Origin of the sequence: Burkholderia sp. AU18528 (genome assembly GCF_002223215.2) — a bacterium.
In the GTDB taxonomy this organism is placed as follows: Bacteria; Pseudomonadota; Gammaproteobacteria; order Burkholderiales; family Burkholderiaceae; genus Burkholderia; species Burkholderia semiarida.
In genome coordinates, this window is the sequence record NZ_NKFC02000006.1 from 1733642 (window position 1) to 1760237 (window position 26596).

Below are 26596 nucleotides of genomic sequence, written 5' to 3' on the forward strand. Positions count from 1 at the left end.
ACAGGTCATCACGGCGGCCCGAAATTCGCTCTTTTCGGGCACTTTTGCGCCTCCTGACCGGGCTCGATATTGTCTAGTCATCCTGATTATTCCGCGCTGAAGCTGCGCGGCGCGCGGATGATCGTCACCGGCACGGCCGACGCCGAGCCCGGCTTCGCGCTCGAAGGCCTCGGCTACCGGCCAATCGAACGCGTGTACGGCACGCAGCCGTGAGCGCGGCGCAAGATATTCAGCCCGGCGAGAACGTCGTCGTCAGCAAGAACGTGCGCCCGGGCAGCACGGGGATGAAGTTCGGGTAAAGCGCGGCGCCGTAAAGCTTCCGGTCGAACACGTTCTTCACGCCAAGCTGCACGGCCCACTTCTCCGCTCGGTAGAACACCGTCGCATCGACGCGCGCATCGCCGGGCACGACGTAGCCGGGTGCGCCTGTCGCCCGCTGCGAGCGGAAGAACACGCCGCTGCCGACGCCCCAGCCGCGCCACGCCGGCGCCTGCAGCGCGTAGGTCATCCACAGACTGCCGGCGCGCGCCGGCGTGCCCGGCGCCCGGACCTGCGTACCACGCGGGTCGACCGCCACGCCCGAATCGGACACCGTCAGCGAGCCAATCACGTCCAGTCCCGTCAGAACCTTCCCGGCCAAGTCGAACTCGACGCCGCGGTTGTGCTCGCCCGGCACGCGTGCGTAAAAGCCCGGATGCGTCGGATCGCCGATGATCTTGCCATCGTCGCGCAGCTGGTACGCGGCGGCGGTCGCGGTCAGCGCATCGCCGAAGAGCGTGAACTTGATGCCGGTCTCGATCTGCTCGGTGCGGGTGGCCTGCAGGGTCTTGCCGTCCCACGACACGGTGTCGAGCGACGGCCGAAAACCGCGCATCCAGTTTGCATAGATGCTGACCGACGGCGTGATCGCGTAGCTGGCGGCGACGCTCGGCGACCAGACGGAATTGCGCACCAACGGCGAGCTTAGCGATTTGTCCAGCAACGCGTTCGTGTGTCGCAGCGATGCGAGCACCGTCACCCGATCGGCGATCAGCGCCTGGAGCTGCACGTAACCGCTCAATTGCCGCATCGCCGAATCGGATTCGCGCGCGAGCGGACCGGACGGAATCGACGGTAGCGGATGCCGCGCATACAGGTTCTGGACGGCAGACGCGTACGGTGCGATGTCGGCCGTCGACGACAGCCGCCAGTGCTCGACGCCCGCGAGCATGGTGCCGGACACACCGCCCGCGCGGAACGTGCGCAGCAGTTCCGCCGCCACATCCGATTCATGCCGCCGCTCGACAGAATGCAGGCCGTAGAGTGCGATGTCGCCGGAGCCGTCCAGCAGCGCGTAGGGCACGTGCCAATGCGATACGGTTTCGTATTTCAGCCAGACCGCGCGCACGCGCGCCTGCCAGCCGTCGCCGAACGCGCGCTCGGCGTTCAGCGACGCGCGCAGCGAATCGGTGCCCATGTGGTCGTCGCGCGCGCCGGCGGGCTCGAGCGACGTTTGCGGTAACGGATTGCCGTCGTCGCCGCCGACCGAATACGGCAGGACCGGCACGCGCTGCCGGTAATGCTCGAGACGCAGCGTCACATCGGTGTCGGCGTCCCGGTAGCGCACCGACGGCGCGACGAAAAAGCCGCGCTGCCCATCGTAGCCGCCATAGCTGCGTCCGTTCAGGTTGCCGCTCGCTACGAACCGGTAGCCGACCTGCGCGTCGCTCGACACGTCACTCATGTCGAGCATGCTCTCGCGCCGCCCGCGCGACGACAGCGTCGTCTGCAGCGTCGCATGGCGCGCGAACTGCGGCCGCTTCGTGACCAGGTTGACGATGCCGCCGTTTGGCGCACCTCCGACGAGCGCCGTCGCCGGGCCCTTGACGACCTCGATGCGTTCGATGCCCGCGAGCGGCGGGTAATCGGCGGATTCGACGACGCTCCCGTCGACGAGCAGCGCCTGCGCGGTATAGCCGCGTATCCCGATGCCGTAGTTCGCGTTGTTTTCGTCGAACACCGACGTCGCGCCGCTGACGTTCGCGATCGCGTCCGCGACCGATTCCGCCTGCTGGCTCGTCAGCACGGCATGGCTCACGACGCCGACCGACTGCGGCGTGTCGACGAGCGGCAGGTCGAGCCGCGCCGCGGCCGACGAGCGCGTCTCGGCGAAGCCGCCGTCCGCGCCAACCCGAGCGCGCATGCGAATGGGCGGCAACATGATGGTCGCCGCGCCGGCATCCGGTGTACGGGTGCGCTGCAGCGTCCACGTGCCGCCCGCGACGCTGGTCGGTTCGAGCGGCGTGCCCGCCAGCGCGCAGGCGAGCGCGTCGCGCGCGGTCATCGTGCCATCGACCGGCCCGGCCCAGCGGCCGGCCGTCAGTGCGCTGTCGAACGACAGCACGACGTGCGCCTGCCGCGCAACCTCGAGCAACACGGCATCGAGCGCGCCGCCCGGTACGTGAAAGGTGACGACGCCCTCGTCGGCGCAGGCGGCGGCCGTCGCCGCGCCCCACCAGACGCCCGCCAGCATCGCTCGTCCGACGACGTCGTTTATTTCGAATCGACTAAACACACTAAACATGCTTACTTCTCTGTCAGGTCGGAGCGCGAGCATACAGGGTCCGCGTGAACGTCAAAAAAAGCGGTGGCCGGCATGCATTCACGGCAATAGGATGTGTAGCATCACGAAGAACAGCGGCGGTGCACCGCAGAGCGATTGCGAAACCGTGTCGATTCGCAGCCTGCGACACGCAGGCTCCGGCCCTCGGGCACGCACGCCTGGGGGGCGCTCCCGCTCGACGCGATACGCCCGTGGACGGGCTGTACGGGCCGGCCGATAACCCGACACGCGCAGCCATGCGGCGGCCGCGCGACCGTCACGGCAACGTCGCCACACCGCAGCGAATTCGTCTTGCGCGAATCGCGGGTAAAAATGCGCACCGGCATCGAGGTTGAGTGCTCGTATATTCTTTGCTAGCCTGCGTGCAAGGCGCTCCTGGCCGCTCCAACCGTTCGATGCAACATGGAATTCAGCATGACGACGCTTGCCGCTGTCCCACCCGTCGAAGCAATCTTCCGCAACGACTACCCCTGGCTGCTCGGCCGTCTGCGCTACAAGCTCGGCTGTGCGTTTACGGCTGAAGACATCGCTTCCGAAACGTTCGTGCAACTGATCGCGCAAGCCGGCGCATCGTCCGTGCGGGAGCCGCGCGCGTTGCTGACGACAATCGCCCACCGCCTCGTCTACGACTTCTGGCGCCGCCGCGACCTCGAGCGCGCGTACCTCGCCGTGCTCGCCGCACGCCCGGAAAGCGTCGCGCCGTCCGAGGAGGAGCGCGCGCTTGTCGTCGAAACGCTGCATGCGATCGACCGGATGCTGGCCGGGCTGTCCGCGAAGGCGCGCAACGCGTTCATCTACAGCCAGTTCCACGGGCTCACGCATGCCGAAATCGCCGACCGGCTCGGCGTATCGAAGCGCACCGTGCGCGACTATCTCGCGCAGGCGCTGCGCGCGTGCTATCTCGCGTCTTTGCAGTGAATCTGGCCGATCAACCGAAAGTGGTCGACGCGATCGACCCGCGCGTACTCGACGATGCGATCCGCTGGATGGTGCTGCTGCGCTCGGGCGATGCGACCGGGCGCGACCGCGCGCGCTTCGACGCGTGGCTGCGCGCCGATCCCGCACACGCGCGCGCGGTCGCGCGGCTCGACGCATCGCTCGGCGCGCTGACGCCGCCGGCAACGCACGGCCTCGCGCCGAGCGCGCTCGGCGATGCGCTACTGGCCGTACCCGCACGCCGGCGCGTCGTGCGCGGCGTGCTGTCGTTCGGCGCGCTCGTCGCCGGCGCGGGCGCGCTCGCCGATCGCTTCTCCCCCATCGCCGAGTGGTCGGCCGACCTGCAGACGAACACCGGCGAGCAGCGCACCGCGACGCTTGCCGACGGCTCGTCGCTGATGCTCGCCGCGCGCAGCGCGGTCGACCTCGACTACCGGGCGGACGAGCGCGGCGTGCGATTGCGCGCGGGCGCGCTGCTCGTGCGCGCGGCGGCGAACACGCGCCCGTTCGTGGTCCGGCATGCCGAGCGCATGGTGCGCGCGCGCGCCGGCAGGTTCGCGGTTCGCGTGGACGGCCCGTGGCTGCACGTCGCCGCGCTCGATGCGCCGGTCGGAATCGCGGTGCCGGGTGGCGCGACGCTGTCGCTGCGGCCCGGACTCACCGCGCGCGCCGGCGCCGACCTCATCGAGCCACTCGCCGCCAACGCGACGGACGAAGCCGCATGGACCGGCGGCCAGCTGGTCATACACACCGAGCCGCTCGGCGCGGTGATTGCGCGGCTGCGTCCGTACTACCCCGGCGTGATCCGCGTGACCGACGCCGCCGCCGCGCTGCCCGTCACCGGCGTGTTCCGACTCGACGATCCGCCGCGCACCCTCGCCGCGCTCGCCGCGACGCTACCGCTGGAGGTCCGGCGCTATGCGGGATGCGTTGTGCTCGTTTCGCTCGCGTCGCAAGCCTGACGCGCACCGGGAGCGCGGCGCGATTGCCCGGGTGATCGCCCGATTGCCCGTGGTAACCCATCCAACGCCAGACAGCAAAAATTTTTTGCGGAAGGCACGTCACTTTTCGTCACTCGTCGCACAAGCAATCTGAAACACCGCGAAGTCGCGACACCGCAGGCGAACGGCAAAACCGTCCCGTGCGTGCAGGCACGGCCCGTCCCGGCGAACTGCCGGGCGCCGCCGCGCGACGACGGGCGCGGACGCCGATATTCCGTTTCGATTTGAAGAGGTCACTTTGGACTATGCCCTCCTGACCCGCGACCTGCGTCTGGCCGACCGCATCGCGGACAGCCTCGGGCGCGGCGCGCACTGCGGCGAGCGCCGCGGCGACCGGTTCGCCGACGAGCTGACGATGCTGCGCGCATTGCGCCACCGGCCGTACGACCTGATCGTGTTCGACGCGCGCTGCGTCAATGCTACCCACAATCCGGTGCTGTCGTGGCGCGCGTGCCACGCGGACAGCCGCGCGCCGGTCGTGGTGGTCGGCTCGTTCGACGGGCCCGCCGAGATGTTCCTCTGGTACGACCTCGGCGCGGCCGACGTGTTGACGCTGCCGTTCGATCCCAACGAGCTGTACGTGCGCGCGACGCTCGCCCGGCGCGGGCAGGCCCGCGCCGCCTCGGCCCCGGCCCGCCTGTCGGTCGGTCCGTATGCGCTCGATCGCGATACGGGCACGGTCAAGCTGCACGGCGGCGCGATCGCGCTGACGTCGCGCGAGTTCGCGATGGCCTGGCTGTTCTTCTCGAACCCCGGCACCTGCTTCAATCGCGGCCAGGTCGCAAAATCGATCTGGGGCAACTACCGCGACTGCGCGGACCGGACGATCGAGCAACACATCTACAAGCTGCGCAAGAAGCTCTCGCTCGGCATTGCGAACGACGTCGCGCTGCGCACCGTGTATGGCTTTGGCTACAAACTCGAAGTCGGGTCGTGCAGCGACGCGCATGAGCCGGAATTCGCGGCGCCGACAGCAGCCGGCCGGCCCCCGGCCGCGTGAGGTAGGCTGTCGAACGCGTGCGCGCGGCGGCAGGTTCGTCGCGCATCGCGTCCGGCCGCCCGCCGTCACCGCGAACCGGTGGCTGCGGCCGCTGCCCGCAGGCGCGACCGGTCCGCGACGCGCCGCGCCGCGCCGCGAAGAACGCGATGCCTTGGTCTATCGCGCACACATAGCCGACGCGGGGCGCGAGCCGGTTGTCCGTAGGCGGCGAAAACGGACCGGCCGAAAACGCGACGGTCTGGCCGGGCTTCACCCGACAGCGGATGAACCTCCAGACCGGCCGCCCCGACTCATCGACCATCGCGGGTTCGTCGGCGAAGCTCAGCGTGCCGTCCGGCGTGATCCGCTACGCGTTGATTCGCAGCCCGCCGCATGTCGTGCCCGGCGCGGTTGCCGTGCCGGCCGGCGCGCATTTCGGCAGATCGCCCTTGAAGGACACGCCCGCGCGCTGGTTCAGCGTGTTTTCCACTTCGCTCGGACCGGACAACCGTATCGTCGGCCCTTGTGGACGGAAAGGCATGGCGCGTCCGCGGCCCCTCGCCGCGCAGTCGCCCGGCGACTCGCTTGACAGCTCACCACGAAAGTCAACATTCTCGATGAGTGTTTTTGAAATCGTCTCTTAGCAAAAATCCAACTATCCATATCAATTCAGTTAGCCGTATATCTAAAAATTTTTCAATTTTTTGTGCATATTTGGTGCTTTTTAAGCGATTTTCATCCATATAATCCGGACATCGGTGGTCCATCGATATTCGGATGACCAGGAATTCCGCCGCGATTACGACAGCACTTGATGCCTTCCATGAGATTTTTTGAGGATTCCGGCGTGATTCACCTTATATATTTTCGTCCTGTGTTCGTTAACCCGACGAACTCGCCGTTCTCCGCATACGCTCGCAAGCGCAAACGTTTGCCGTCGTTGCGCGAGTCGCTTATCGCTGCATGAATCAAGTTATGGACGACAGAACGATACGAACATGACCGACACGAAACATCTACTCGAAACGAATGCCGACCTCTTCCGACGCACGTTTCTTCACAGTCTCGGTGCGATCGACAGGTTCCGCCTCCATCACGACGCGCCGCCCGCCGATCAGGCCGTGGTGCTTGCCTGCGGGATCTGATGCGTCCTCGCGACGGCTCACTCGCCATCCGGACGTCACGCTCACGTCGGAATGGGGCGATTCCGCCTCCTCTCGAAATGCGCGTCCCGTGCCCTCTACACACGCTGTCCGCCTGCGCTGCGCCGTGATTTCCACTCCGAATCCGCATGCTCATCAATCACACACCCTGGTTCGTCCTGCATCGCCCGCGTCCCCGGGCAACGCACCGGCTGTTCTGCTTCCCGTATGCCGGCGGCGGATCGCTGCTGTACCGGAGCTGGGCGTTTGAACTGCCAGACTGGCTCGAAGTCGTCGCCATCGAACCACCGGGGCGCCAAACCCGCTTTGCGGAAGCGGCGCTCACGTCGCTCGACACAATGTGCACCGCGCTTGCGACGGCGGCGGCCGGCCTGCTCGACAAGCCGTTTGGCACGTTCGGCTACAGCTTGGGCAGCGTCGTCAGCATCGAATGGACAAGGGAACTCGTTCGGCGCGGCCTTCCCACCCCTTCGCACGCATTCAGCGCCGCACACCGCGCGCCGCACGTGGCGCCAAGCGGGCCGCCGGCCCATCGGCTATCCGATCCGGAACTGATCGAGTGGCTGAAAGCGATGGGCGGAACGCCGGCTGCCTTGCTGTCGGAGCCCGAATGGCTAGGGCACTTCCTGACGTCGCTGCGTGCCGATCTCGCACTCGCCGACGGGTACCGGGTGGATACGCCATTCGTGTTGCCGTGCGGGCTGACGGTGTTCGGTGGTCTGCGCGATCCCCATGTCGCGAGCGATGCATTGGCCGAGTGGGCCCGCTACAGCGGGGGGCCATTCGCGCTGCACCGGTTCGACGGCGGGCACTTCTTTCTCCAGGCGTGGGAACAGGAGATTCGGAACCGCGTCGTCGCCGCGCTGACCGACCCTACGTAGCAGTCCCGTCAAATCGGCACCAGCATGCCGCGGGGAAATCTGCCGGCCAGTGTACGCCCGGTGCCGCGCACCGGTCGCACCTGCCGGCATTTGCGGCATTGCATGCCGACATCGGGATTGAAAAGGAGAACGACCTCGATCGACACGATCAGTATGAGTTGAAAGTCCATAACGATGAATAAGCAAGCGCTATCGGTCAGCGGGAGACACCTTCAGTAACACGGGCCGAATTTATTCAAATTTCATCGGGTATCGAACCATGACGACTCAATGGCATGAAATTTACTTGGGCATAGAGAATGCGAAGACCATGTCCGATCTTGCCGATACAGCCTCGCGCGCTGTATCGAGGATCGGCTTTTCCAACTGGCTTTTCGAAGTCAAATCCACATGCTCCGGCAACGACTCGGAATTCTTTTCCGACCGCGGGCAATACGAAAGCTGGATCAAGTATTACAAGGATGCGGATTTCCTTCCGGGTGGCAGTCCCGTCTATGCCGCACTCCGAACCAAAGGCCTGGCAGAATGGAGCGACGGCGCACGCTTCGTTCTTACCCAGTGCAGCTGGATCGGTGCCGATTTACCCGCCCTGTTTTCGGTCGGACGAGAAATCACACCTGTAAGAGTCGAGGAAAAGGCGACGAATGCCCCGTACATCGCGTGGCTCGCCGGCGCGATCCATGCGAAGTTCATCGCGCTGTCGGCGCCGACGCCGAAAACGGGCGACGTGTGCAGTCTTACGGACCGCGAACGGGAACTGCTGCGGTGGACCGCGCTCGGCAAGACGGCCGGCGAAGTCGCGTCTATCGTCGGGCTCACGACACGCACCGTCTATTTCCACCTGAAAAACGCGATGCTCAAGATGAATGCGACCAATACGCTGCAAGCGGTCGTGAAGGCGATGGTACTCGGCCTGATCTGAGGCCGTACCATGCCGCGCGACATGCGCCGCGCGGCATGGCCCGCTCAGCGAGCAGCGGCGCGCCTCGCCGGCGCACGCGCCACGATGGCAAGCGCGCACGCGTACGACGCGACGCCCAGCGCGAACGGCCATCCCGCCGCGGCCGCGCCACCGCCCGTGCGCGCGGCCGCGGCGAGCGCGGCCGACCCGAGGAGCGGCGCGATCGCCCCGACCAGACTGACGAGCGACGCGAGACCGCCCTGCAGTTCGCCTTGATGCCGGTCGGACGCATGGCGCGACAACTCGGCGCGCAGCGCGGGGTCGGCCACGAGTCCCAGTGCCTGGGCCATCATCCCCGCGTACGTGAGCCATGGAGACGAAGCAGCGAAATAGCACAGATACGCGACCGCACAACAGCCGTAACCCAGTGCGAGGATCGCTCGGTTGTCGACGCGCGCGGTCAACCGCCGCACGAGATAGCGTTGCGACAGGGCCATCCCGACAGCGAGCGCGGCGAGCGCCCGCGACGCATCGATCACGCTCCATCCGTAACGCGCCTGGTTCGCGAGCACGAAGCAGCTCTGGAACACGCCGTATGCGGCCCAGGTCAGCAGTAACGCCAGCAGGTACGGACGCAGCGTTTGGTTGCCGAACAGCGCGCGCAGGCTGCCCAAAGGCTGCGCACGGCGCCAGTCGAACGTTCGCCGGTGCGCGGCAGGCAGGCTTTCCGGCAGCCACGATGCGACGTACGCCGCATTCAGCGCGGCCAGCGCGCCGGCGATCGCGAACGGCAGGTACGGGTCGAACGACGCGAGCCAGCCGCCCGCGACCGGGCCAGCCACGAGTCCGACCGCGATGACCCCGCCCGCGCTGCCGTACAGATGCGTGCGGCGCTCGCCGTCGCTGACATCGGCCAGATACGCCATCACCGTCGACACGTTCGCGGCGGCGGCACCGCCGAGCGCGCGGCCGATCAGCAGCGACGCCAGACCGCCACCGAACGCGACGGTCCAGTGGCTCGCCGCGATGCCGACGAGCGCGGCCAGCAGCACCGGGCGGCGTCCGTACCGGTCGCTGAGCGCGCCCAGCATCGGTGCGCACAGGAACTGCATTGCCGAGTAGGACGCGATCGCCGCGCCCAGCACGAGCGAAACGCGCGCGGGCGACAGGCCCGCGAGCCCCGCGACGAGCGTCGGCAGCACCGGCATCGCCAGCCCCGTGCCGAGAACGTCGAGCGCGAGGATCGCGAGCACCACGCGCACCGCGCGCGTGCCGCCGTGCCCGGCAGGCGGCGCGCCGTTGACGTGCGGTTGCGCGCTCATCGCTCGAACGCCTGCAGGCGATCGGCCAGCGGCAGCGCGATCGCATGGGCGTGCACGTCGGACAGGCACGTGAAGTGATCGCCCGGCACGTCAATGCATTCGACCGGTGCGCGACTGAATGCCTCCCAACCCCACGCGGGCGTCTGCCGGATCTCCGGCAGATTGATGCCCGACGGCATCGAATCGACCGCCCGGAACAGCACGAACGACCAGTCCGACGGTTGCTTCGGCGGGTCGTAAGCCATTCCGAACGCCGCGGCCGCGCGATAGACGTTGAAGATGCCGCCGATGCTGCCGTCGTCGGCGCGCGCGTCGATCAACCCGTGAGCCTGGAGCTGCGTCTTCAGGAAGCGCAGGCGTTCTTCGTGCGATGCGGCTTCGAGACGCGCCAGCATATCGCGCGTCACGTCGACTGGCTTGCCCGAGTAGCGTCCGAAAATGCCCAGCAGCGAACCGACTACCTGGGCATCGGTCGGCGTCGTCATGCGCAGGTACGGCGGCGCAGCGGAGTCGAACAACGCGATCAGGCCGGGGGGCTCCCCTTCGGCGTCGAGCCGTCGCGCCATCTCGAGCGCGACCTTGCCGCCGAGCGAATGGCCGCCCAGCAGATACGGCCCGTGAGGCTGAACGGTGCGGATGCAGCGCACGTAGTGCTCGGCCATCGCCTCGACGCTATCGTGCGGTTCGGCCTTGCCGTCGAGCCCGAGGCACTGCAGACCGTAGAACGGCCGCGCCGCTCCCATCGCGCGTGCGAGCGGCAGCACCTGGGTAACGTTGCCGCCCATGCCCGGTACGCAGAAGAACGGCGTCCCGGCACCGGTACGCTGCACGGGCACGAGGCAGTAGCGCACGTGCGCGTCATCCTCGCCGCGGGCCGTATCGGCCGCGTCCGGCGCGCCGAGCGACCGCGCCATCCGTTCGATCGTAGGCTCGTCCAGAAACTCGGCAAGCGTCAGGCAATTCGCAAAGCGCTCCCGCACGCGCGATATCAGCTGCGCGCCGAGCAACGAGTGCCCGCCCAGCGTGAAGAAATTGTCGGTCACGCCGGGCAGTTCGCCGCCCAGCAGCTCGCGCCAGAGTTGCGCCAGCTCGCGCTCGACGTCGTTGCGCGGTGCGATCCGCTCGTCGACGGCCGGCGCCGCATGCGCGTCGCCGCGCTCGCCGCGCGCATCGGTCCCGCCCGCGAGGCGGCGCAGCCACACCTCGATGTCCTCGGCCTTGTTCACCGCGATTTGCGCGCCATCGTGCGCGAGCGCGATGTCGAACACGCGGCAGCCCTCGTCGTTCAGCAGACCGTGGGCCGCGTCGATCGGCGTCTGGTTCGGATGAGCACGATCGTATGCGACCCGCATGCCGACCTCGGCCCAGGCATCCCAGTTGATCGAGACGACCGGCAGCCCGTCGTGGCGCGCCGCATGCGCGACCGCGTCGAGATACGCGTTCGCCGCCGCGTAGTCGGCCTGGCCGAGACCGCCGACGAGCGCCGCCAGCGACGAACACAGCAGCACGAAATCCGGCCGGTGCGCGCGCAGCGCATCGAGCAACGCGTCCGTGCCGAGCGTCTTCGGCGCCAGCACGCGCGCCCATGCTGCCGGCTCGCCGAGCTGGACAGGCCCGCTGGCCTCGATCCCCGCCGCGTGGATCGCTCCGTCGATGCGGCCGCAGCGTGCGGCGATATCCGCCAGCGCCGCGGCCCACGCGCGAGGTTCGCCGCAGTCGGCCTGCACGAGCGTCACGTCGGCGCCGAGCGCACGCAGCGCGGCAGTCGCCGCCGCGACGTCCGGCCGCGACGCATCGACCGTGCGCGATACCAGGAACAGGCGCGGCGCGGCGACTCGGCGCGCGATATGCTCGGCAAACGTCAACCCCATGCCGCCCAGGCCGCCCGTGATCACGTACGCGCCACCGTCGACCAGCACAGGCGTCGCGTCCACGTCGGGCAGCGCCCGGAAGCCCGGCTCGTGGAACGTGCCGTCGCGCAGCGCGAGCGTCGGCACGAGCGTCGGCACGAGCGGCGCCGGCGAGCCGGCGTCGGCGCGCGCAAGCAGCCCGCGCAGCGCCGCATGATCGGCATCGCCCGGCTCGGCCGGAAGATCGACGTGGCGACAGCGCAGATGCGCGAACTCCCGGCTCGCTGCACGCAGTGCGCCGACCAGCGCGGCTTGCACGCCGCTGGGCCGTTCGCCGGCACGCACGGCGCAGGCGCCCGTGGTGACGAGCGTCAGAACCGTGCCGGATGCGGCTTGCGGGCCGAACGTCTGCAACAGGCGCATCAGATCGTCGAAGCGCTCCACCGCCGAACCGCGATCGTCGGCGCCGACGCAATAGAGGATCTGCGCCGGCCGGGAATTCCGTTCGAACGCGCGCGCATGGCCGTAGCCGTCGCCGGCCTCGGGCGCGTGCGTGCCGCACGCATCCTCGTCGACCAGGATGCTGCCGTGCGGTGCATGCGTCGCGATCGCGTCGCGCATCGACTTGCCGCGTGCGACGATCGTCCAGGCCGCATCGGGCAACGCATCGCCGCGCGGCGGCAGTGCGGGCCGCCATGCGGGGCGCGAGCACCATGCGGCCGGCGACGAGCGGTCGGCCGCCGCCGCGGGCGCACGCTCGTCGCGCAGCGTGAAGCCCTCCACCTCGACGAGCGCGGGCCCGACGCCTCCCGCCTCGTCGAGCGCGAACAGCGTCACATCGAAGACGTTCTCGCGCACGCGGCGCGCATGGCTGAACAGCCGCGCGGTCAACGGTGCATGGAGCGACAGCCTGCGATAGTGGAACGGCAGCCGCGCGCCGCGGTTTTCCAGCGTCGACAGGAAACCGGTGGCCATGTCGAGCAACGCCGGATGCAGCGGGGCATTCTCCAGGTCGGCCGCGAACGCGGGATCGAGCTCGAGCTGCGCGACCCCTTCGTCGTCGGCGAGCCACAACGCGCGGAAACAATGCCAGCGCGGGCCGAACAGCGCGAGCCGGTCGTCGAGCGCGGCGCGCGCGGCGGGACTCGCGAGCGTGTCCGCACGCTGCGCGCGCACGTGCCCGAACCGGGCCGGCGGAGCCGGCATCTGGTCGGCATCGGCGATCGTGCCTTGCGCGTGCACGGTCCACGCCGCCGCATCGTCCGCGGCGGCGGAGGTGACTGCGAAGTCCTGAACACCGCCGTCCGCGCCGCCGAAGCTCACGCGCACGATACGTGCGCCGTGCGCGTCGTCGAGCACGAGCGGCGCCGGGAAATAGACGTCGCTCAATGCAATCCGCGGCCCGTGTCCCATCCGCTCGAATGCGCCTCGCACGAGCTCGAGACAGCCGGTGCCGGGCAGCACCGGCTTGCCGTCGAACACGCGATGCTCGTCGACGACCCACCACGACGGCGGCAATGCAAGCTCGTACGTGCGCCGCCCGCCGGCAACACGCCGCCAGTGACGGTAAAGCGCCGGCGGCCCGCTTCGCTCGACCGGCGCGTCGATCCAGTGTCGTGTGCGCGCGAACGGATAAGCCGGCAGCGGCACGCGCCGCGCGGCGTTGCTGCCGCACGCGCGGCGCCAGTCGACGCGTGCACCCAGCCGCCACAATGTGGCGATCGCATGCGCGAAGGTCGACACGTCGTCCGAACGATCGCGCGGATGACGGCCGCAGCCGAGCACATCGTATGCCCGGCCGTCCGCTTCCAGCGCGGTGCGCAGCGTCCGCCCCGGGCCTACTTCGACGAGCAGCGGCGCATCGAACGCGTCGTGCAACGTCGCGATCCCGTCGGCGAAACGCACCGTGTCGCGCAGGTGCGATGCCCAATAGCCGGCGTGGTTGGAGGCGTCGAGCGACAACCAGGCGCCGGTGCGGTTCGATATGACGGGCACCGTGCTCGCCTGCACCGGAATCCGGGCGACGAAGGCCTCGAGCGCCTGCGCGGCCGCCGCCATCCGGTGCGAATGAAATGCGTGCGACGTCGCAAGCGGCTGGCTCTGCACGCCTGCCTCGGCAAGCGCTTGCCGCAGCCGCTCGATCGCCTCGGTCCCGCCGGCCAGCACGCACTGGTTGCGACCGTTGACGGCCGCCAGCTCCACGTCCGCGTCGAGCCAGCGCGCGCATGCGTGCTCGTCCAGCGCGACGGCAAGCATCGCGCCGCGATCGGCGGCCTGCATGAGGCGTCCGCGCGTCGCGACGATTGCGAGCGCATCCGCCAGCGTGTAGTAGCCGCCGACGCACGCGGCGACCAGCTCGCCGAGACTGTGGCCGATCAGCGCGTCCGGCTCGACACCGCGAGCGCGCAGCAGCATCGCGCACGAATAGTCGACGGCGAACAGCGCCGGTTGCGCGATACCCGTCTCGCGCAGCCCGGCGGACGCATCGGTCTCCCTGCCGGGGTCCGGGTACATGGCCGCGAGGATGTCGAGCCCGTGCTGTGTGCGCAGCAGCGTCGCGCATTCGTCCAGCGCGTCGCGGAACGCCGGTTCGCGTTCATAGAGCCCCTTCAACATCCCGATATGCTGCGCCCCCTGACCGGGGAACATGAACACGACCGGGCGATTCTCCCGCGGCTCACCCGCGGGCGCATCCCACGGCGCATCCAGCGCCGTGCATGCGGCCTCGCGCGTCGCGCACACGATCGTGTCGCGCACCGGCAATCGCGCACGGCCCGCGCCGAGCGAGAACGCGACGTCTGACAGCCGCGCGGACGACGCGCGCAGGTGCGCGGCCAGGCGGCGACGCATGCGTCGAAGCGCGGCCGGCGTGCGGGCCGACAGCGGCAGAACCTGCACGCCAGCATCGGGTGCGTCGGGCGACGGCGACGGCCGCGGCGGCGGCGCCTCGACGATCACGTGCGCATTGGTGCCGCCGATCCCGAACGAGCTGACGCCCGCGCGACGTGGCCAGGGTGCATCGGGCCACGTGTACCGCTCGGTGTTGATATGAAACGGGCTGCCCTCGAGATCGATCTCGGGATTCGGTTTCGTAAAATACGGCATCGGCGGCACCTCGCCGTGCTCGACGGCGAGAACGGCCTTCACGAAGCCGACGATCCCTGCCGCCGCATCGAGATGCCCGAGGTTCGCCTTAAGCGAGCCGAGCGCGCACCGGCGGCCGGCCGGCCATGCGCCGTTCGGGGCATAGGCCTGCGTGAGCGCGCGGAATTCGACCGGATCGCCAAGCCGCGTGCCGGTACCGTGCGCTTCCACGTACCCGACCGTGTCGGCCGGCACGTCGGCATCCCGCAGCGCGGCCGCGATGACGCCGGCCTGCCCGGCGACGCTCGGCGCGGTGTAGCTCACCTTGCCGGCGCCGTCGTTGTTGATCGCCGAGCCCCGGATCACTGCATGCACGTGATCGCCGTCCTCCAGCGCCTTCGCGAGCGGCTTGAGCATGACGACCGCGCAGCCGCTGCCGCCCGTCGTGCCGGACGCATCGGCGTCGAACGGCCGGCACCGGCCGTCCGTCGAGATGATGCTGTCCGGCATGGGTCGATAACCGTAATACTCGGCCTCGAGCGACACGCCGCCGACGAGCGCCATCTCGCAGTCGCCCGCGCGCAGGCTCGCGCAAGCGGCATGCACTGCCACGAGCGAGGACGAGCAGGCGGTCTCGACGGTCACGGCCGGGCCGGCCAGGCCCAGCTTGTACGCGACGCGGGTGGCGAGGAAGTCGCGGCCGTTGCCGAGCAGCCACTGGATGTTCTCGAGCTTCAGTTCGCGTCTGCGCGGATAGACGTTGTCGAGCAGATAGTGGCTCGTGCCGGCGCTCGCGAACACGCCCACCCGGGCGCCGCGCGCGGCACCATAGCCGGCCGCCTCGGCAGCCTCCCACGCACACTCGAGAAACAGTCGCTGCTGCGGGTCCATCAGCGCCGCTTCGCGAGCGGAGTAGCCGAAGAACTCGGCGTCGAAGCCGTCCACGTCCTCGAGCCGGTTGCCGAGCCCGACGAAGTCCGGTTGCGCGCGCGTCTGCGCATCGACGCCGTGTTCGGCGAGCAGTTCGTCGCTGAAGTGCAGCGTCGACTCGACGCCGTCGAGCAGGTTGTCCCAGAAGGTCTGCAGATCGGGAGCGCCGCAGAAGCGGCCCGCCATCCCGATCACCGCGATCGCGCGCTCGCTTGCCGGCGGCACGGCGGCCGGCGCATCGGCCGCGGCCGCAGCCTGCGCCGGCGCATCGTCGGCCTCGGCTTCGGCCACGCTCACGCGGTTGCGCTCCAGGTGCGCGACCAGTGCGCGCAACGTCGGATGCTCGAACAGGTCGGCAATCGCGATCCGAGTCGCAAACGCGTCCTCGAGGCGTTTGCGCATCTCGACGATCCGCAGCGAATGCCCGCCGAGATCGAAGAAATTGCTGTCGGGCTCGACGTCGTCGCGTTCGAGCACGGCTTGCCAGATCGCTTTCACGTGCGCGAGGAGCCGGCGGCCGCCGGTCGGCACACGTTCGCCCTGCACCTCGGCAGCAGCTGCCGGTGGCGCCGAAGCATCGCCGGCCGGTGCGTCCACGACGGGCGCGACGGGCGCGACGGGCGCGACCGGCCCGGCCGCCTGGGCGGCGAGCGCGTTGCGGTCCACCTTGCCGGTACGCGCGCGCGGCAGATCGGGCAGCCTCACGAGGCGCTCCGGAACAAGATGGGCCGGCAATTGCTGCGCAAGCCGCGTGCGCACCTCGCCTTCCGCGGGTTCGCCCACGTAGTAGCCGACCAGGATCCGATGCCCGTTCGCATCGAACGGCGCGAGCACGACGCCCTGCGTGATCCCCGGCAGCGCGTTCAGGCGCGCCTCCACCTCGCCCGGTTCGACCCGGAAGCCGCGGATCTTGACCTGCGCGTCCGCGCGTCCGACGTACGTCAGGCTGCCGTCCGGCTGGCGGATCACGTAGTCGCCGGTCCGGTAGCGGCGCGCGCCGGGCTCGCTTGAACGCGGATCCGGCACGAAGCGGCGCGCGGTCTCCTCGTCGAGGTTCAGGTAGCCGGCCGCCACGCCCTCGCCGCCGATGTACAGCTCACCGGGCACGCCGCACGGCAACGGATGGCCGTAGCGATCGAGCACCTCGAACGTCACGTTCGCCAGCGGTCGCAACACCAGCGCGCCGCGGGCATCCCAATAGTCGGTCGCCGATGCGTAGATCGTCGTCTCGGTCGGCCCATAACCATTGATGAAGCGCCGGCCTTGCGCCCACTCCCGCGCGATGTTCGCCGGACAGGCCTCGCCCGCGGCCACGATCGTCGCAAGCTCCGGCAACTCGGCGTACGGCAGCAGGCGTAGCGCGGTCGGCGTGATCTGCAGATGCGTGATCCGCTCGGCGCGCAGCAGCCCGAGCAGCTCGGGCCCCGGCAGCAGCCGGGCGGCGGGCGCGAACACGAGCGTCGCGCCCGACACGAGCACCGGAAACACTTCGCCGCACACGCCGTCGAAGACGGGCGAAAAATACTGCAGCTGGCGCGCACCCGGATGCAGCCCGACGGACGCTGCGAATGCGTGCGCGGTATTGAGCAGGTTGCGCCGCGTCACCATCACGCCTTTCGGACGTCCGGTCGAGCCCGACGTGTAAAGCACGTACGCGAGATCGGTCGGCGCGTGCACGAGACCCGGCGCGCGCACGGCCGGCGCGCGGTCGTCGTCGATATCGTCGGCGATCAGTGTCGTCACGCCGAGCGCGGCGCAGCGCGACGCGAGGTCGCGCTGGGCGACGACCAGCCGCACGCCGGCGTCGGCCACCGTGTAGCCGAGACCTCCGTCGACCGTGTCGTCGGGATTCAGCGGCACGAACGCGCAGCGCGCCTTCAGCGCGCCGAGCATGCCTGCAACGAGATAGGGATGGCGTCCGGTGAACAGCCCGACATGCGTGCCGGGCGTCGCGCCGTGCGCGCGCAGCGCGCCGGCGATCCGGTTCGCGAGCTGGTCGAGCTGCGCGTAGGTCCAGCGCCGTGCGTCGAACTCCAGCGCAATCGCGTCCGGCGTCGCCGCCGCGTGCGCTTCCAGTTGCGCGATCACGTCACCCGTCGCGCCGAAATCGCGCCGCGTCCCACGGCACGCGTCCGTCAATGCCGCGTATTCGTCGGCCGGCAGCATCATCACGTCCGACACGGTCTGGTCGGCATCGGCCAGCAGATTGCGCAGCAATTCGCCGAAATGGCGCGCGAGCCCGCCCACAAATGCGCGCGCGTAGCGTGACGTACGGTACTTGAAGCTGCCGCCGAGCGATGCGCCGTCGAATGCGCGCACTTCGACCATCAAGTCGAGCTTGACGTCGGCGGGCGCGACCGCGAGCTCGTCCACCGCCAGCCCCGCCAGGTTGAGCGCCTCGGGCGCCGCACTCTGCACCACCAGCCCGATCTGGAAGAACGGGTGCCGACCCGGCGCGCGAGCCGGATTCAGCGTTTCGACGAGATGATCGAGCGGCACCGACTGTCCGGCGTCGGCCTCGAGCAGCATGCGCCGACTTGCTGCGATAACGTCCGCGAGTCGCATCGGCGCGTCCAACTGCAACCGTATCGGCAACAGATTGACGAAGAACCCCATCAACGCTTCGGCATCCGGATGATCTCGTCCCGCGAACGGGATGCCGATCACGATATCGTCCTGCCCGGTGTAGCGATGCAGCAGGACCGCGAGCGCCGCGTGCATCACCATCGTCGGCGTGCAGTTCAGCCGCTCGCACAGCCGCTTCAGCTGCGGTGCGCACGATGCGGGCAACGCGAAATCGACATAATCGGCGCCCGGTGCGCCGGCGCCCGGCGCGTCGGTCCGCTCCGGCAACGGCAGCGCGGACGGCAGATCGCTCAGGCGCTCCCGCCATGCGGCGACGGATTCCGCAAAACCGCTCGTCGCCGTCCGTGCGCGCTGCCACGCCGCGTAGTCCTGATACTGCAACGCGGGCTCGCTCGACACGAGCGCCTCGCCTGCGGCGCATGCCCGATAGGCTTGCGCCAGCTCGCGGCGCAACAGCCCGCTCGACCAGCCGTCGTACGCGATGTGATGCAGCACGATGCACAGCACGTGTTCGTCCGGCGAGACGCGCAGCAGCAATGCGCGGATCGGCCACTCGCGGTCCAGCTCGAACGGACGCGCCGCTTCGCGCGCGAGTCGCTCGTTCACGCGCCCCGGCTCGATCTGCTCGACGACGAACGGCACCGGCGCCGGGGCGTCGATCTGCGCCAGCGGCTCGCGGCGCGGATGGCCGGCATCGTCCACCCACGCCTGCACGTCCGCGGTGAAGCGCGTTCGCAGCACCTCGTGGCGCCCGACCACGCGGTTCAGCGCCGCTTCGAGCGCGTCTCGATCCAGGCGGCCGCGCACACGGAACACTTCCGGCATGTTGTACGCCGCGCCCGGCTCCGCCTGCCGGGCGAACCACATACGCCGCTGCGCGAACGACAGGCGCCGGCGCTCGTGGCCGTCCGCGCGCGGAATCGGCGCATCCGCGCGAGCGGCCACGCCTTCCCGGGCAGCCGACATCATGTGCTCCATCACGCGCTCGGCAAGCTGCTCGATCGTGGGCCGCTCGAACACGTCGGCCACCTTCAATTTCACGCCGAACGCATCGTGGACGCGCGTCAGCGCCTGCGTGACGAGCAGCGAATGGCCGCCTCGCTCGAAGAAATTGTCGTGCACGCCGATGCGCGTCGTGCGCAGCAGCGCCTCCCAGTCCTGCGCAAGCCGCGCCTCGAGCGGGTTTCGCGGCGCGACGTACGCATGCGCGAGCGCATCCCAGTCCGGATCGGGCAAGCGCTTGCGGTCGATCTTGCCGTTCGGCGACAGCGGCAGCGCCGGCAACAGGACCAGCGCACGCGGCACCATGTGCTCGGGCAGCCGCGCGCGCAGATGCTCGAACAACGCTTCCCGGGTTGCCCCCGCATCGGCATAACCGACCAGTTCGAGCTCGCCGCCCGGCGCCCCGCGCGCCACGACCGCGCATTCGCGCACGCCCGGATGCTCCGCGAGCACGCTTTCGATCTCGCCGAGCTCGATCCGGAAGCCGCGAACCTTGACCTGGTTGTCGAGCCGGCCGATGAACTCGATCGTGCCGTCCGCAAGATGCCGGCAAAGATCGCCGGTGCGGTAGAAGCGGCGGCCGCCCGGATCGGACACGAAGCGCCCGTCGGCATCGAACCCGCCGACCGGGAAACGTTCGCGGGTCAGCTCCGGCCGATTCAGGTAACCCGACGCGACGGCGCCGCCGCCGATCAGCAGTTCACCGGGCACGCCGAGCGGAACGAGATTCAGTGCGTCGTCGACCACGTACATCGACGTGTTCGGCAACGGCGTGCCGATCGGCATGCTGCGTTCGGACTCGTACCACGCGTCGCGCGGTTCGAAGGTCGCGCTTTCGCACGTGGCTTCCGTCACGCCATACACGCTGAGCACGCGGGTATCCGGCGCGCACAGCGCGCGCAGCTTGCGGTACTCGTGGACGAACCAGACGTCCGCACCGCACGTGACCGCCTGCACCCCGTCCAGGCGCTTGCCGCTGCGTTCGAGATATTCGATCATCTGGCGCACGACGGCCGGCACGAATTCCATCACGGTCGCACGCTCGCGCTCGATCAGCGCATGCAGCGCCTGCGCATCGGTCAGGCTCTCCCTCGGGCACATGATCAGCCGCCCTCCCCCGCCGAGGCCGCGAATCACGTCGCTCATGAACACGTCGAACGTATGGTTCGCCATCTGCAGCACGGCCGTCACACCCGGCTGCGTGCGGCCGTAAGCTGCCTCGAATGCATGAAACAGCGACATCCAGCTCCCGTGCGAAACCTCGACGCCTTTCGGGCGACCGGTGGAGCCCGACGTGAAAATCACGTAGGCGATGTCGTCGGCGGTCGTCATCGCTCCGTCCGGATCGAAGCCCGCGAGCGGTGCGCCCGGCTCGCACACAAGCGCTTCCATCGCGATCGCGGTGCAATCGAACCCCGCACCGTCGCACGGATGTTCGACGACGATCGCCGCCGGCGCCACGTCGGCGATCAGTGCATCGCGTCTCGCGTCGTCGGGCGACACCGGCACGAACACGGCGCCGGCCTTGTGGATCGCGAGCAGCGCGACGACCACGTCCGGACCATAGCGCCGCAACACGACGACGCGATCGCCGCGCCGCACGCCCGACGCCCGCAATTGCGCGGCCAGCGCCGTCGCTCGCGCGTCGACGTCCGCGTAGGTGGCGCGCCGCTCGCCGTATACCAGCGCCAGCGCACCGCCGTCGCGCTGCGCCGCCTGCTCGAACGCGCGGTGAAACGGCACGAATGGGCGGCCCGGGTCTCGCGCGCCGTCGTTCGCGAGCGCCAGCATCGCGGCCGCGGCCTCGCGCGACAGCAGCGGCGCCGCGTCGATCCGCGCGTCGGGGTCGGTCACCAGGCAACGCAGGATGCGCACGAGGCTGTCGGTCATCTGCTCGACGAGCGCGCCGCCGAGCAGGTCGCAGTCGTACTCGAACGCTGCGCGCATGCCGTCGCCGGCGAGTGCCAGCGTGAGGCTGAGATCGTACTTCGCGGTGCAGGAGTCCAGCGTATGCATCCGCGCTTCGATTCCGGCGCCGAAGTCCACCTCGAACCCTTCGGCCGCGAAATCGAACAGCACCTGGAATATCGGCGCATGAGCCAACGAACGCGGCGGCTGGACGGCTTCGACGATCTTCTCGAACGGTACGTATGCGTGCTCGAGCGTGTCCAGCACCGTCGCACGCACGCGTTCGAGCACGTCGGAAAAAGTCGGCGTGCCCGATACGTCGACACGGTTGGGCATTGTGTTCACGAAATAGCCGATCACGTCGTCGCGCTCGAGCGCATAGCGATTCGAAATCGGCGATCCGACCACGATGTCGCCCTCGTGCGTATAGCGGCGAAGCAGCACCGCGAACGCCGCGAGCCCGACCATGTACATCGACAGGCCGCGCGCCCGCGCGACCTCCTTGAGCCCGTTGGCCACATCGAGCGGCACATCGAATTCGATCCGGCGCCCGTTGAAGCGCCGCGCGGCCGGCCGCGGATGATCGAGCGGCAGCGGCAGCACGGCAGGCGCGCCCGACAGCCGGGCCTCCCAATACGCGAGGCCGGCGGCGAGATCCGCGGATGCGGCGTTCGCATCGGCATGCAGGCCGTCGTCGAGCGGCGCGGCGTCCGGTTCGCGGCCGTGTGCGAGTTCGGCATACGCCCGCGCGAGTTCATCGAGGAACAGCTGCAGCGAACGGCCATCGAACACGATGTGATGCACGGTCGCGACGAGACGGTAGTCGTCGTCGGCCACCCGCGCGAGCGTCGCGCGCAACGGAGCATCGCGCTCGAGGTCGAACGGTGCTCGTGCCTGCTCGCTCTCGAGTTCCGCCACGCTCGCCGCCGGATCAGGCAGGCTCGAGAAGTCGACGCGCGTCAGTGCGGCCGGCGCGTCGACGATCTGCACGACCGGCTGGCCGCCGCGGCTCGGAAACCGGCAGCGCAGCGCGGGATGCCGCCGCTGCACGACGTCGAGCGCGCGCGCGAGCGCATCGGGGTCGACACGGCCGGACAGGCGCAACGAGAACGGGACGTTGTAGGTCACCCCGCCACGTTCGAACTGATTCAGGAACCACAGGCTCTGCTGAGCCGCGGACATGCCGGTCGGGCCGGCGGCGATGGACTGGACGGACGTTTCCGCCGGACTTGCGAGATCCATGCATTGCTCCAGGATGGAACGCGCGCGCCGGTCGGCGCGCGCGGAGGTGCTTCGAGGATGGGAAAGGTTCGGCCGGGCCGGCCGCGGGTCAGACGGCCTGGCCGGCCGCCACGGCGGCGGCCGGCGTCGCGTGGGCCGGGCTGTCGGACAGCGCGCCGGCGAACGACGCGACCGTCGGGAAGCGGAACAGCGTGTCGAGCGACACGCGCCGGCCGAGCGTCTTGCCGAGGCGCGATACGATCCGCATGCCGGCGAGCGAGTGGCCGCCGATCGAGAAGAAGTCCTGCTCGCGCTCGATCACGTCGAGTTTCAGCACGTCGGCCCAGACCGCGGCAATCGCCTCTTCCAGCGCACCGGTCGGCGCGGTGCGGCGCACATCCTCCCGGGCGCCCGCGTCCGTTTCCACGGGCGCGAGTGCGTCGCGCAGCGCGCGCTTGTCCAGCTTGCCGCTGGCCGTCATCGGCAGGCGCTCCACGACGTGGACGCGCGCGGGCACCATGTAGTCGGGCAGGATATCGACCAGTGCGTCGCGCAGCGCGGCCGCGGAGGGCGTCGCGCCGCGCGTGGCCGTGACGAACGCCTCGATCCGCTTGTCCGCCCCTTGCGCGGCCACCACCACCGCGCACTGGGCGACGCCGTCCAGTGCCCGGATGGCCTGCTCGATTTCGCCCGTCTCGATCCGAAACCCGCGAATCTTGATCTGGCTGTCGCGCCGGCCCAGGAACTCGACGCAACCTTCGGCGGTCCAGCGGCCGATGTCGCCGGATCGGAACAGCGTGCGCCCACTCAACCACGGCAGGCTGACAAAGCGTTGCGCCGTCAGGTCGGGCCGCTTCAGATAGCCGTCCGTCACGCCGCCGCCCACGTACAGTTCACCGGGCACGCCTGGCGCGGCCAGATTGCCAAACACGTCGATCACGTACAGGTCGCGATGCGAAATCGGCCGACCGATCAGCGCGCGCGCATCGATATCCTCCGGGCGTTCGAGCGTATATGCCGTCGTGAACACGGTGCCTTCGGTCGGCCCGTAGCACACCGTGAGCGCCCGCCCGCCTGCCGCGAAGAAACCGCGCATCGCGTCGGTCGACACGACGTCGCCGCCGGTCAGCACCTGCCGCGCGTGCCGCAGCGCTTGCGGATGCTGCGCGACCATCTCCTGGAACAACGCGGAAGTGAGCCATATCACGCTCGCCTGCGACGACACGAGCGTATCGGCAAGATCCTCGAGGCTCGCGTGCGTGCCAGGCTGCACGATCAGTTGCGCGCCGTTGAGCAGCGCGCCCCAGATCTCGAACGTCGACGCGTCGAACGCGAGCGGCGCGAACATCAGCACGCGGTCGTCCTGCCCGATCTTCACGCAGCTGTCGCTCGTCAGGAAATTCACCACGTCGCGATGGCGGCTCGGCGTCGCCTTCGGCTCGCCGGTCGAACCGGACGTGAACATGTAGTAGCACGGCGCGTCGATGCCTGCGTCGGGCCTGCCGGCATCGCGGATCCCGGCGTACGATCCGAGCGGCACGCGATCGACGCAGTGGGTCGCGACACCGTCTGCGAACGGCGGCGCGTCCGCGTCGACCAACACATGCGCGACTCCGGCTGCACTGACCTGCCAGTCGCGACGCGCGGCGGGCAGTGCCGCATCGAGCGACAAATAGCAGGCCCCCGCTTTCAGGATGCCGAGCAGCGCACCCACCTGCGCGGGCGAGCGGGCCATGCTGACGCCTACCACATCCCCAGGCCGCACACCGCACGCGATCAGGTGCGCAGCGACCTCGCTTCCTTTCGCATCGAGTTCCGCATAGGTCCATACGGACTCGCCGCACCGCACCGCGGGCGCATCGGGCCGTTCGGCCGCCCAGCGCTCGACGAGCGCATGCAGCGTCGCTTCCCGGTACGGCGGCCGCGCGCCTTCCGCCTGCCGGCGCAGTGCGGCGATCTCGCCCGGCTCGCCCACAGCGTCGGCGGCGCCGATGCGCATGTCGAGCGACAGCGCGGCCGCATCGACCAACCGTTCGACCGCCCGCGCGAACGACGCGACAGTCTGCGCCGACAACCCTTCGGAGGTATAAACCGGGGTCGGCGTCGTGCCGCCTGGCGTAACGCACAGCAGCGCGTCGATGCGGGTGCGACCGCCCTGCGTCGCGGCGTGCGACGCGGGCGAGTCGTACGTCACGGCGAACGTCGACTGGAAGCCCGGCGCCGTTGCATGGCCCGTACCCGCGCGCCATTCGGCCGTCGCGACATCCAACGCCTGCGGTGCGCGTGCATGACGCTCAACTGCCTGTCGCCACGCGCGCCCGGCCATTCCGGACAATTCGGCGAATGAGGCGGACGGGTCGACGTGCAGCGCGACCGGCAGCGGCACGGGCAGTGTGCGACCGTCGATGTCCGATGCAAGCCCGATCACGACATCGAGACTGCCGCTGAAGCGCGCGAGGGCCGCCGCATGCAGCGCGAGCGACGCAGCGGCCGGCGCGATCCCGCTCGCGTCGCATGCCGCGTCCAACTGCATGAGCGACTCGGCGCCGCTGGCCGGGTCCTGCCGCCCGGTGTAGAACTCGACGGGCGGCGTCCCGGCGGGTGCATCCGCGATCAGCTCGCCCACCTCCGTGTCGAGTTGCGCGCGCCAGAACGCGACGTCCGCGTCGCCGGCCACGGGCTGCGCATCGTCCGCGCCACCGGCCGGCGCGCCCGCAAGCGCGCCGAGACGGCGATCGGGATCGTCGAGCCAGGCATTCGCGGTCGCGAAGAACGCATTCATCAGCGCGAGCACATCCGCCTCGGCCGCCGCGGACGTCGAGTATTCGAGCATGAAGCGCCCACCGGCTTCGGGGCGCGTCTCGTCGTCGAACACGACTATCACGTTCAGATCGAACTTGGCCGAACCATTGCTGAGCCCTTCGAGAATGTCGACGTCCAGCCCGTCGAATTTGAGCTTGCGCGTCATCGAATTATGGAAACTGAACGCGACCTGAATGTACGGCAGCAGATTCGTCGCGCGTTCGGGCTGAAGATCGGCGACCATGCTCGAGAACGGCACGTGCGAATGCGAACATCCGGCGCGGATCTCGTCCTTCACGCGGTCGATCAGGGCAGGCCATTGCATGTCGGGCGACAGCTCGACGCATACCGGCAGCATGTTCACGAGCATGCCGATCGTGTTCTGAATCCCCTGGACGTCTCGATTAGCGACGGCCGTGCCGACGATCTGGCGTGTATTGCCCGAGCGCGCGGCAACCACGGATGCAAACACCGAGAACATCGTCTCGAACAGCGTTGCCTTGCGCTGCGCCGCGTAATGCTTCAGGCGCGTGGCCAGCGCGGCGGGGAACGGCACCGATACCGAACTGCCAACGAAATCGAGATTCGCGACCGGCGCGCCGGCGCGCGGGAACGGCGAATGGCCGTAAGGGGACCATGTCCGCAGGCGTTCCCGCCAGTACGCGCGTCCCGCGAGGCCGGCCGTCGATTCGAGCCACGCACGTTCGAACTCGCAATAGTCGATGAACTGAATGACCGGCTCGAGCGGCGCAAGGTCCTGCCTGCCACGCTCCGCGTTGTAGAAGTGACTCAATTCGCGCAGGAACAAACGAAACGACCAGCCATCGTGAATCAGGTGGTGCTCGATGTGCAGCAGCGCATGATCATGCTCGCTGCGCTTGAACAGAACCCAGCGCACCAGCGGCAGCGTGCCGACGTCGATCTTGGCGCCCGTTTCTACCCTGATCAGCGATTCGATGTACGCGTCGCGCGCGTGCTCGGCCGTCTTCGACATGTCGACGACTGGCACCGTGACGGGCCATGCGGGTTCGATGCGCTGCACCGGCTCGCCGTCGTGCTCGACGAATACCGTCGACAGGCTCTGATGGCGCTGAACGAGCCGCCCGAGCGCACGCTCGAGCGCGCCGATGTCGAGAGCGCCGCGCAGGTTGAGGACCGCCTGGAAGTTGTACGCGATGCTGTCCGGCACCAGCATCTCGAGAAACCACGCCTGCTCCTGCGACATCGACAGCCGCGCCTCCGTTCCCGCCGGGTAGCTGCGGCCGGCGGATTCGCTCAACCGATCAAGGACATTGCCCGTCTCATCGAAATGTTTGCTCACGACCACTCCCTTGTTTTCTCGTTGCTGAAAATTGGCATGCGACCGTACTCGATCGACATGCCTGAAAGTCCGAATCACAATGGAAGAAGAACACGGGACATGGCCGT

Annotated in this window: 11 protein-coding genes; 7 read left to right on the forward strand and 4 right to left on the reverse strand. The window is 69.1% G+C overall.

Annotated features, from left to right (window positions below):
• Positions 1 to 69: 69 nt before the first annotated feature.
• Positions 70 to 213, forward strand: a complete 144-nt coding sequence (locus tag CFB52_RS34770) for a hypothetical protein (RefSeq protein WP_180278250.1) — start codon at positions 70 to 72, stop codon at positions 211 to 213.
• 16 nt (positions 214 to 229) lie between these two features.
• Here CFB52_RS34770 and CFB52_RS24735 read toward each other — a convergent pair whose 3' ends face one another.
• Positions 230 to 2512 (reverse strand): TonB-dependent receptor, encoded by a 2283-nt coding sequence (locus CFB52_RS24735; protein ID WP_180278251.1) that lies wholly within the window; start codon positions 2510 to 2512, stop codon positions 230 to 232.
• A 504-nt stretch (positions 2513 to 3016) separates the two neighbouring features.
• Here CFB52_RS24735 and CFB52_RS24740 point away from each other — a divergent pair.
• The 6 genes from CFB52_RS24740 to CFB52_RS24765 all read left to right on the forward strand — a co-directional run bounded on the left by CFB52_RS24740 (position 3017) and on the right by CFB52_RS24765 (position 8484).
• Entirely contained in the window at positions 3017 to 3520 is a 504-nt protein-coding gene (locus tag CFB52_RS24740; protein WP_099317930.1) for a sigma-70 family RNA polymerase sigma factor, read from the forward strand.
• The gene (locus CFB52_RS24745) at positions 3517 to 4500 is read left to right on the forward strand and encodes a FecR domain-containing protein (protein ID WP_099317700.1); all 984 of its coding nucleotides are present in this window, start codon (positions 3517 to 3519) and stop codon (positions 4498 to 4500) included. The genes CFB52_RS24740 and CFB52_RS24745 overlap by 4 nt, the downstream gene beginning before the upstream one ends.
• A gap of 277 nt (positions 4501 to 4777) precedes the next feature.
• Positions 4778 to 5539, forward strand: coding sequence for a response regulator transcription factor (locus tag CFB52_RS24750; RefSeq protein ID WP_099317701.1), 762 nt, complete (start codon positions 4778 to 4780; stop codon positions 5537 to 5539).
• A 977-nt stretch (positions 5540 to 6516) separates the two neighbouring features.
• Positions 6517 to 6663 carry a hypothetical protein gene (locus CFB52_RS34775; RefSeq protein ID WP_180278252.1) on the forward strand — a complete coding sequence of 49 codons (147 nt, stop codon included), beginning with the start codon at positions 6517 to 6519 and terminating at the stop codon, positions 6661 to 6663.
• A gap of 146 nt (positions 6664 to 6809) precedes the next feature.
• The gene (locus CFB52_RS24760) at positions 6810 to 7562 is read left to right on the forward strand and encodes a thioesterase II family protein (protein ID WP_059584631.1); all 753 of its coding nucleotides are present in this window, start codon (positions 6810 to 6812) and stop codon (positions 7560 to 7562) included.
• 259 nt (positions 7563 to 7821) lie between these two features.
• Positions 7822 to 8484, forward strand: coding sequence for a helix-turn-helix transcriptional regulator (locus CFB52_RS24765; protein ID WP_081059157.1), 663 nt, complete (start codon positions 7822 to 7824; stop codon positions 8482 to 8484).
• A gap of 44 nt (positions 8485 to 8528) precedes the next feature.
• Here the strand turns inward: CFB52_RS24765 and CFB52_RS24770 are convergent, their stop codons facing one another.
• The 3 genes from CFB52_RS24770 to CFB52_RS24780 form a co-directional block, all read right to left on the reverse strand.
• The gene (locus CFB52_RS24770; protein WP_059584627.1) at positions 8529 to 9785 is read right to left on the reverse strand and encodes an MFS transporter; all 1257 of its coding nucleotides are present in this window, start codon (positions 9783 to 9785) and stop codon (positions 8529 to 8531) included.
• On the reverse strand, positions 9782 to 22387 hold the full coding sequence (locus tag CFB52_RS24775) for a hybrid non-ribosomal peptide synthetase/type I polyketide synthase (protein ID WP_099317702.1): 12606 nt from the start codon (positions 22385 to 22387) through the stop codon (positions 9782 to 9784). Before CFB52_RS24775 ends, CFB52_RS24770 begins: the two co-directional genes overlap by 4 nt.
• An 88-nt stretch (positions 22388 to 22475) precedes the next feature.
• Positions 22476 to 26489 carry an amino acid adenylation domain-containing protein gene (locus CFB52_RS24780; protein WP_099317931.1) on the reverse strand — a complete coding sequence of 1338 codons (4014 nt, stop codon included), beginning with the start codon at positions 26487 to 26489 and terminating at the stop codon, positions 22476 to 22478.
• Positions 26490 to 26596: the final 107 nt, after the last annotated feature.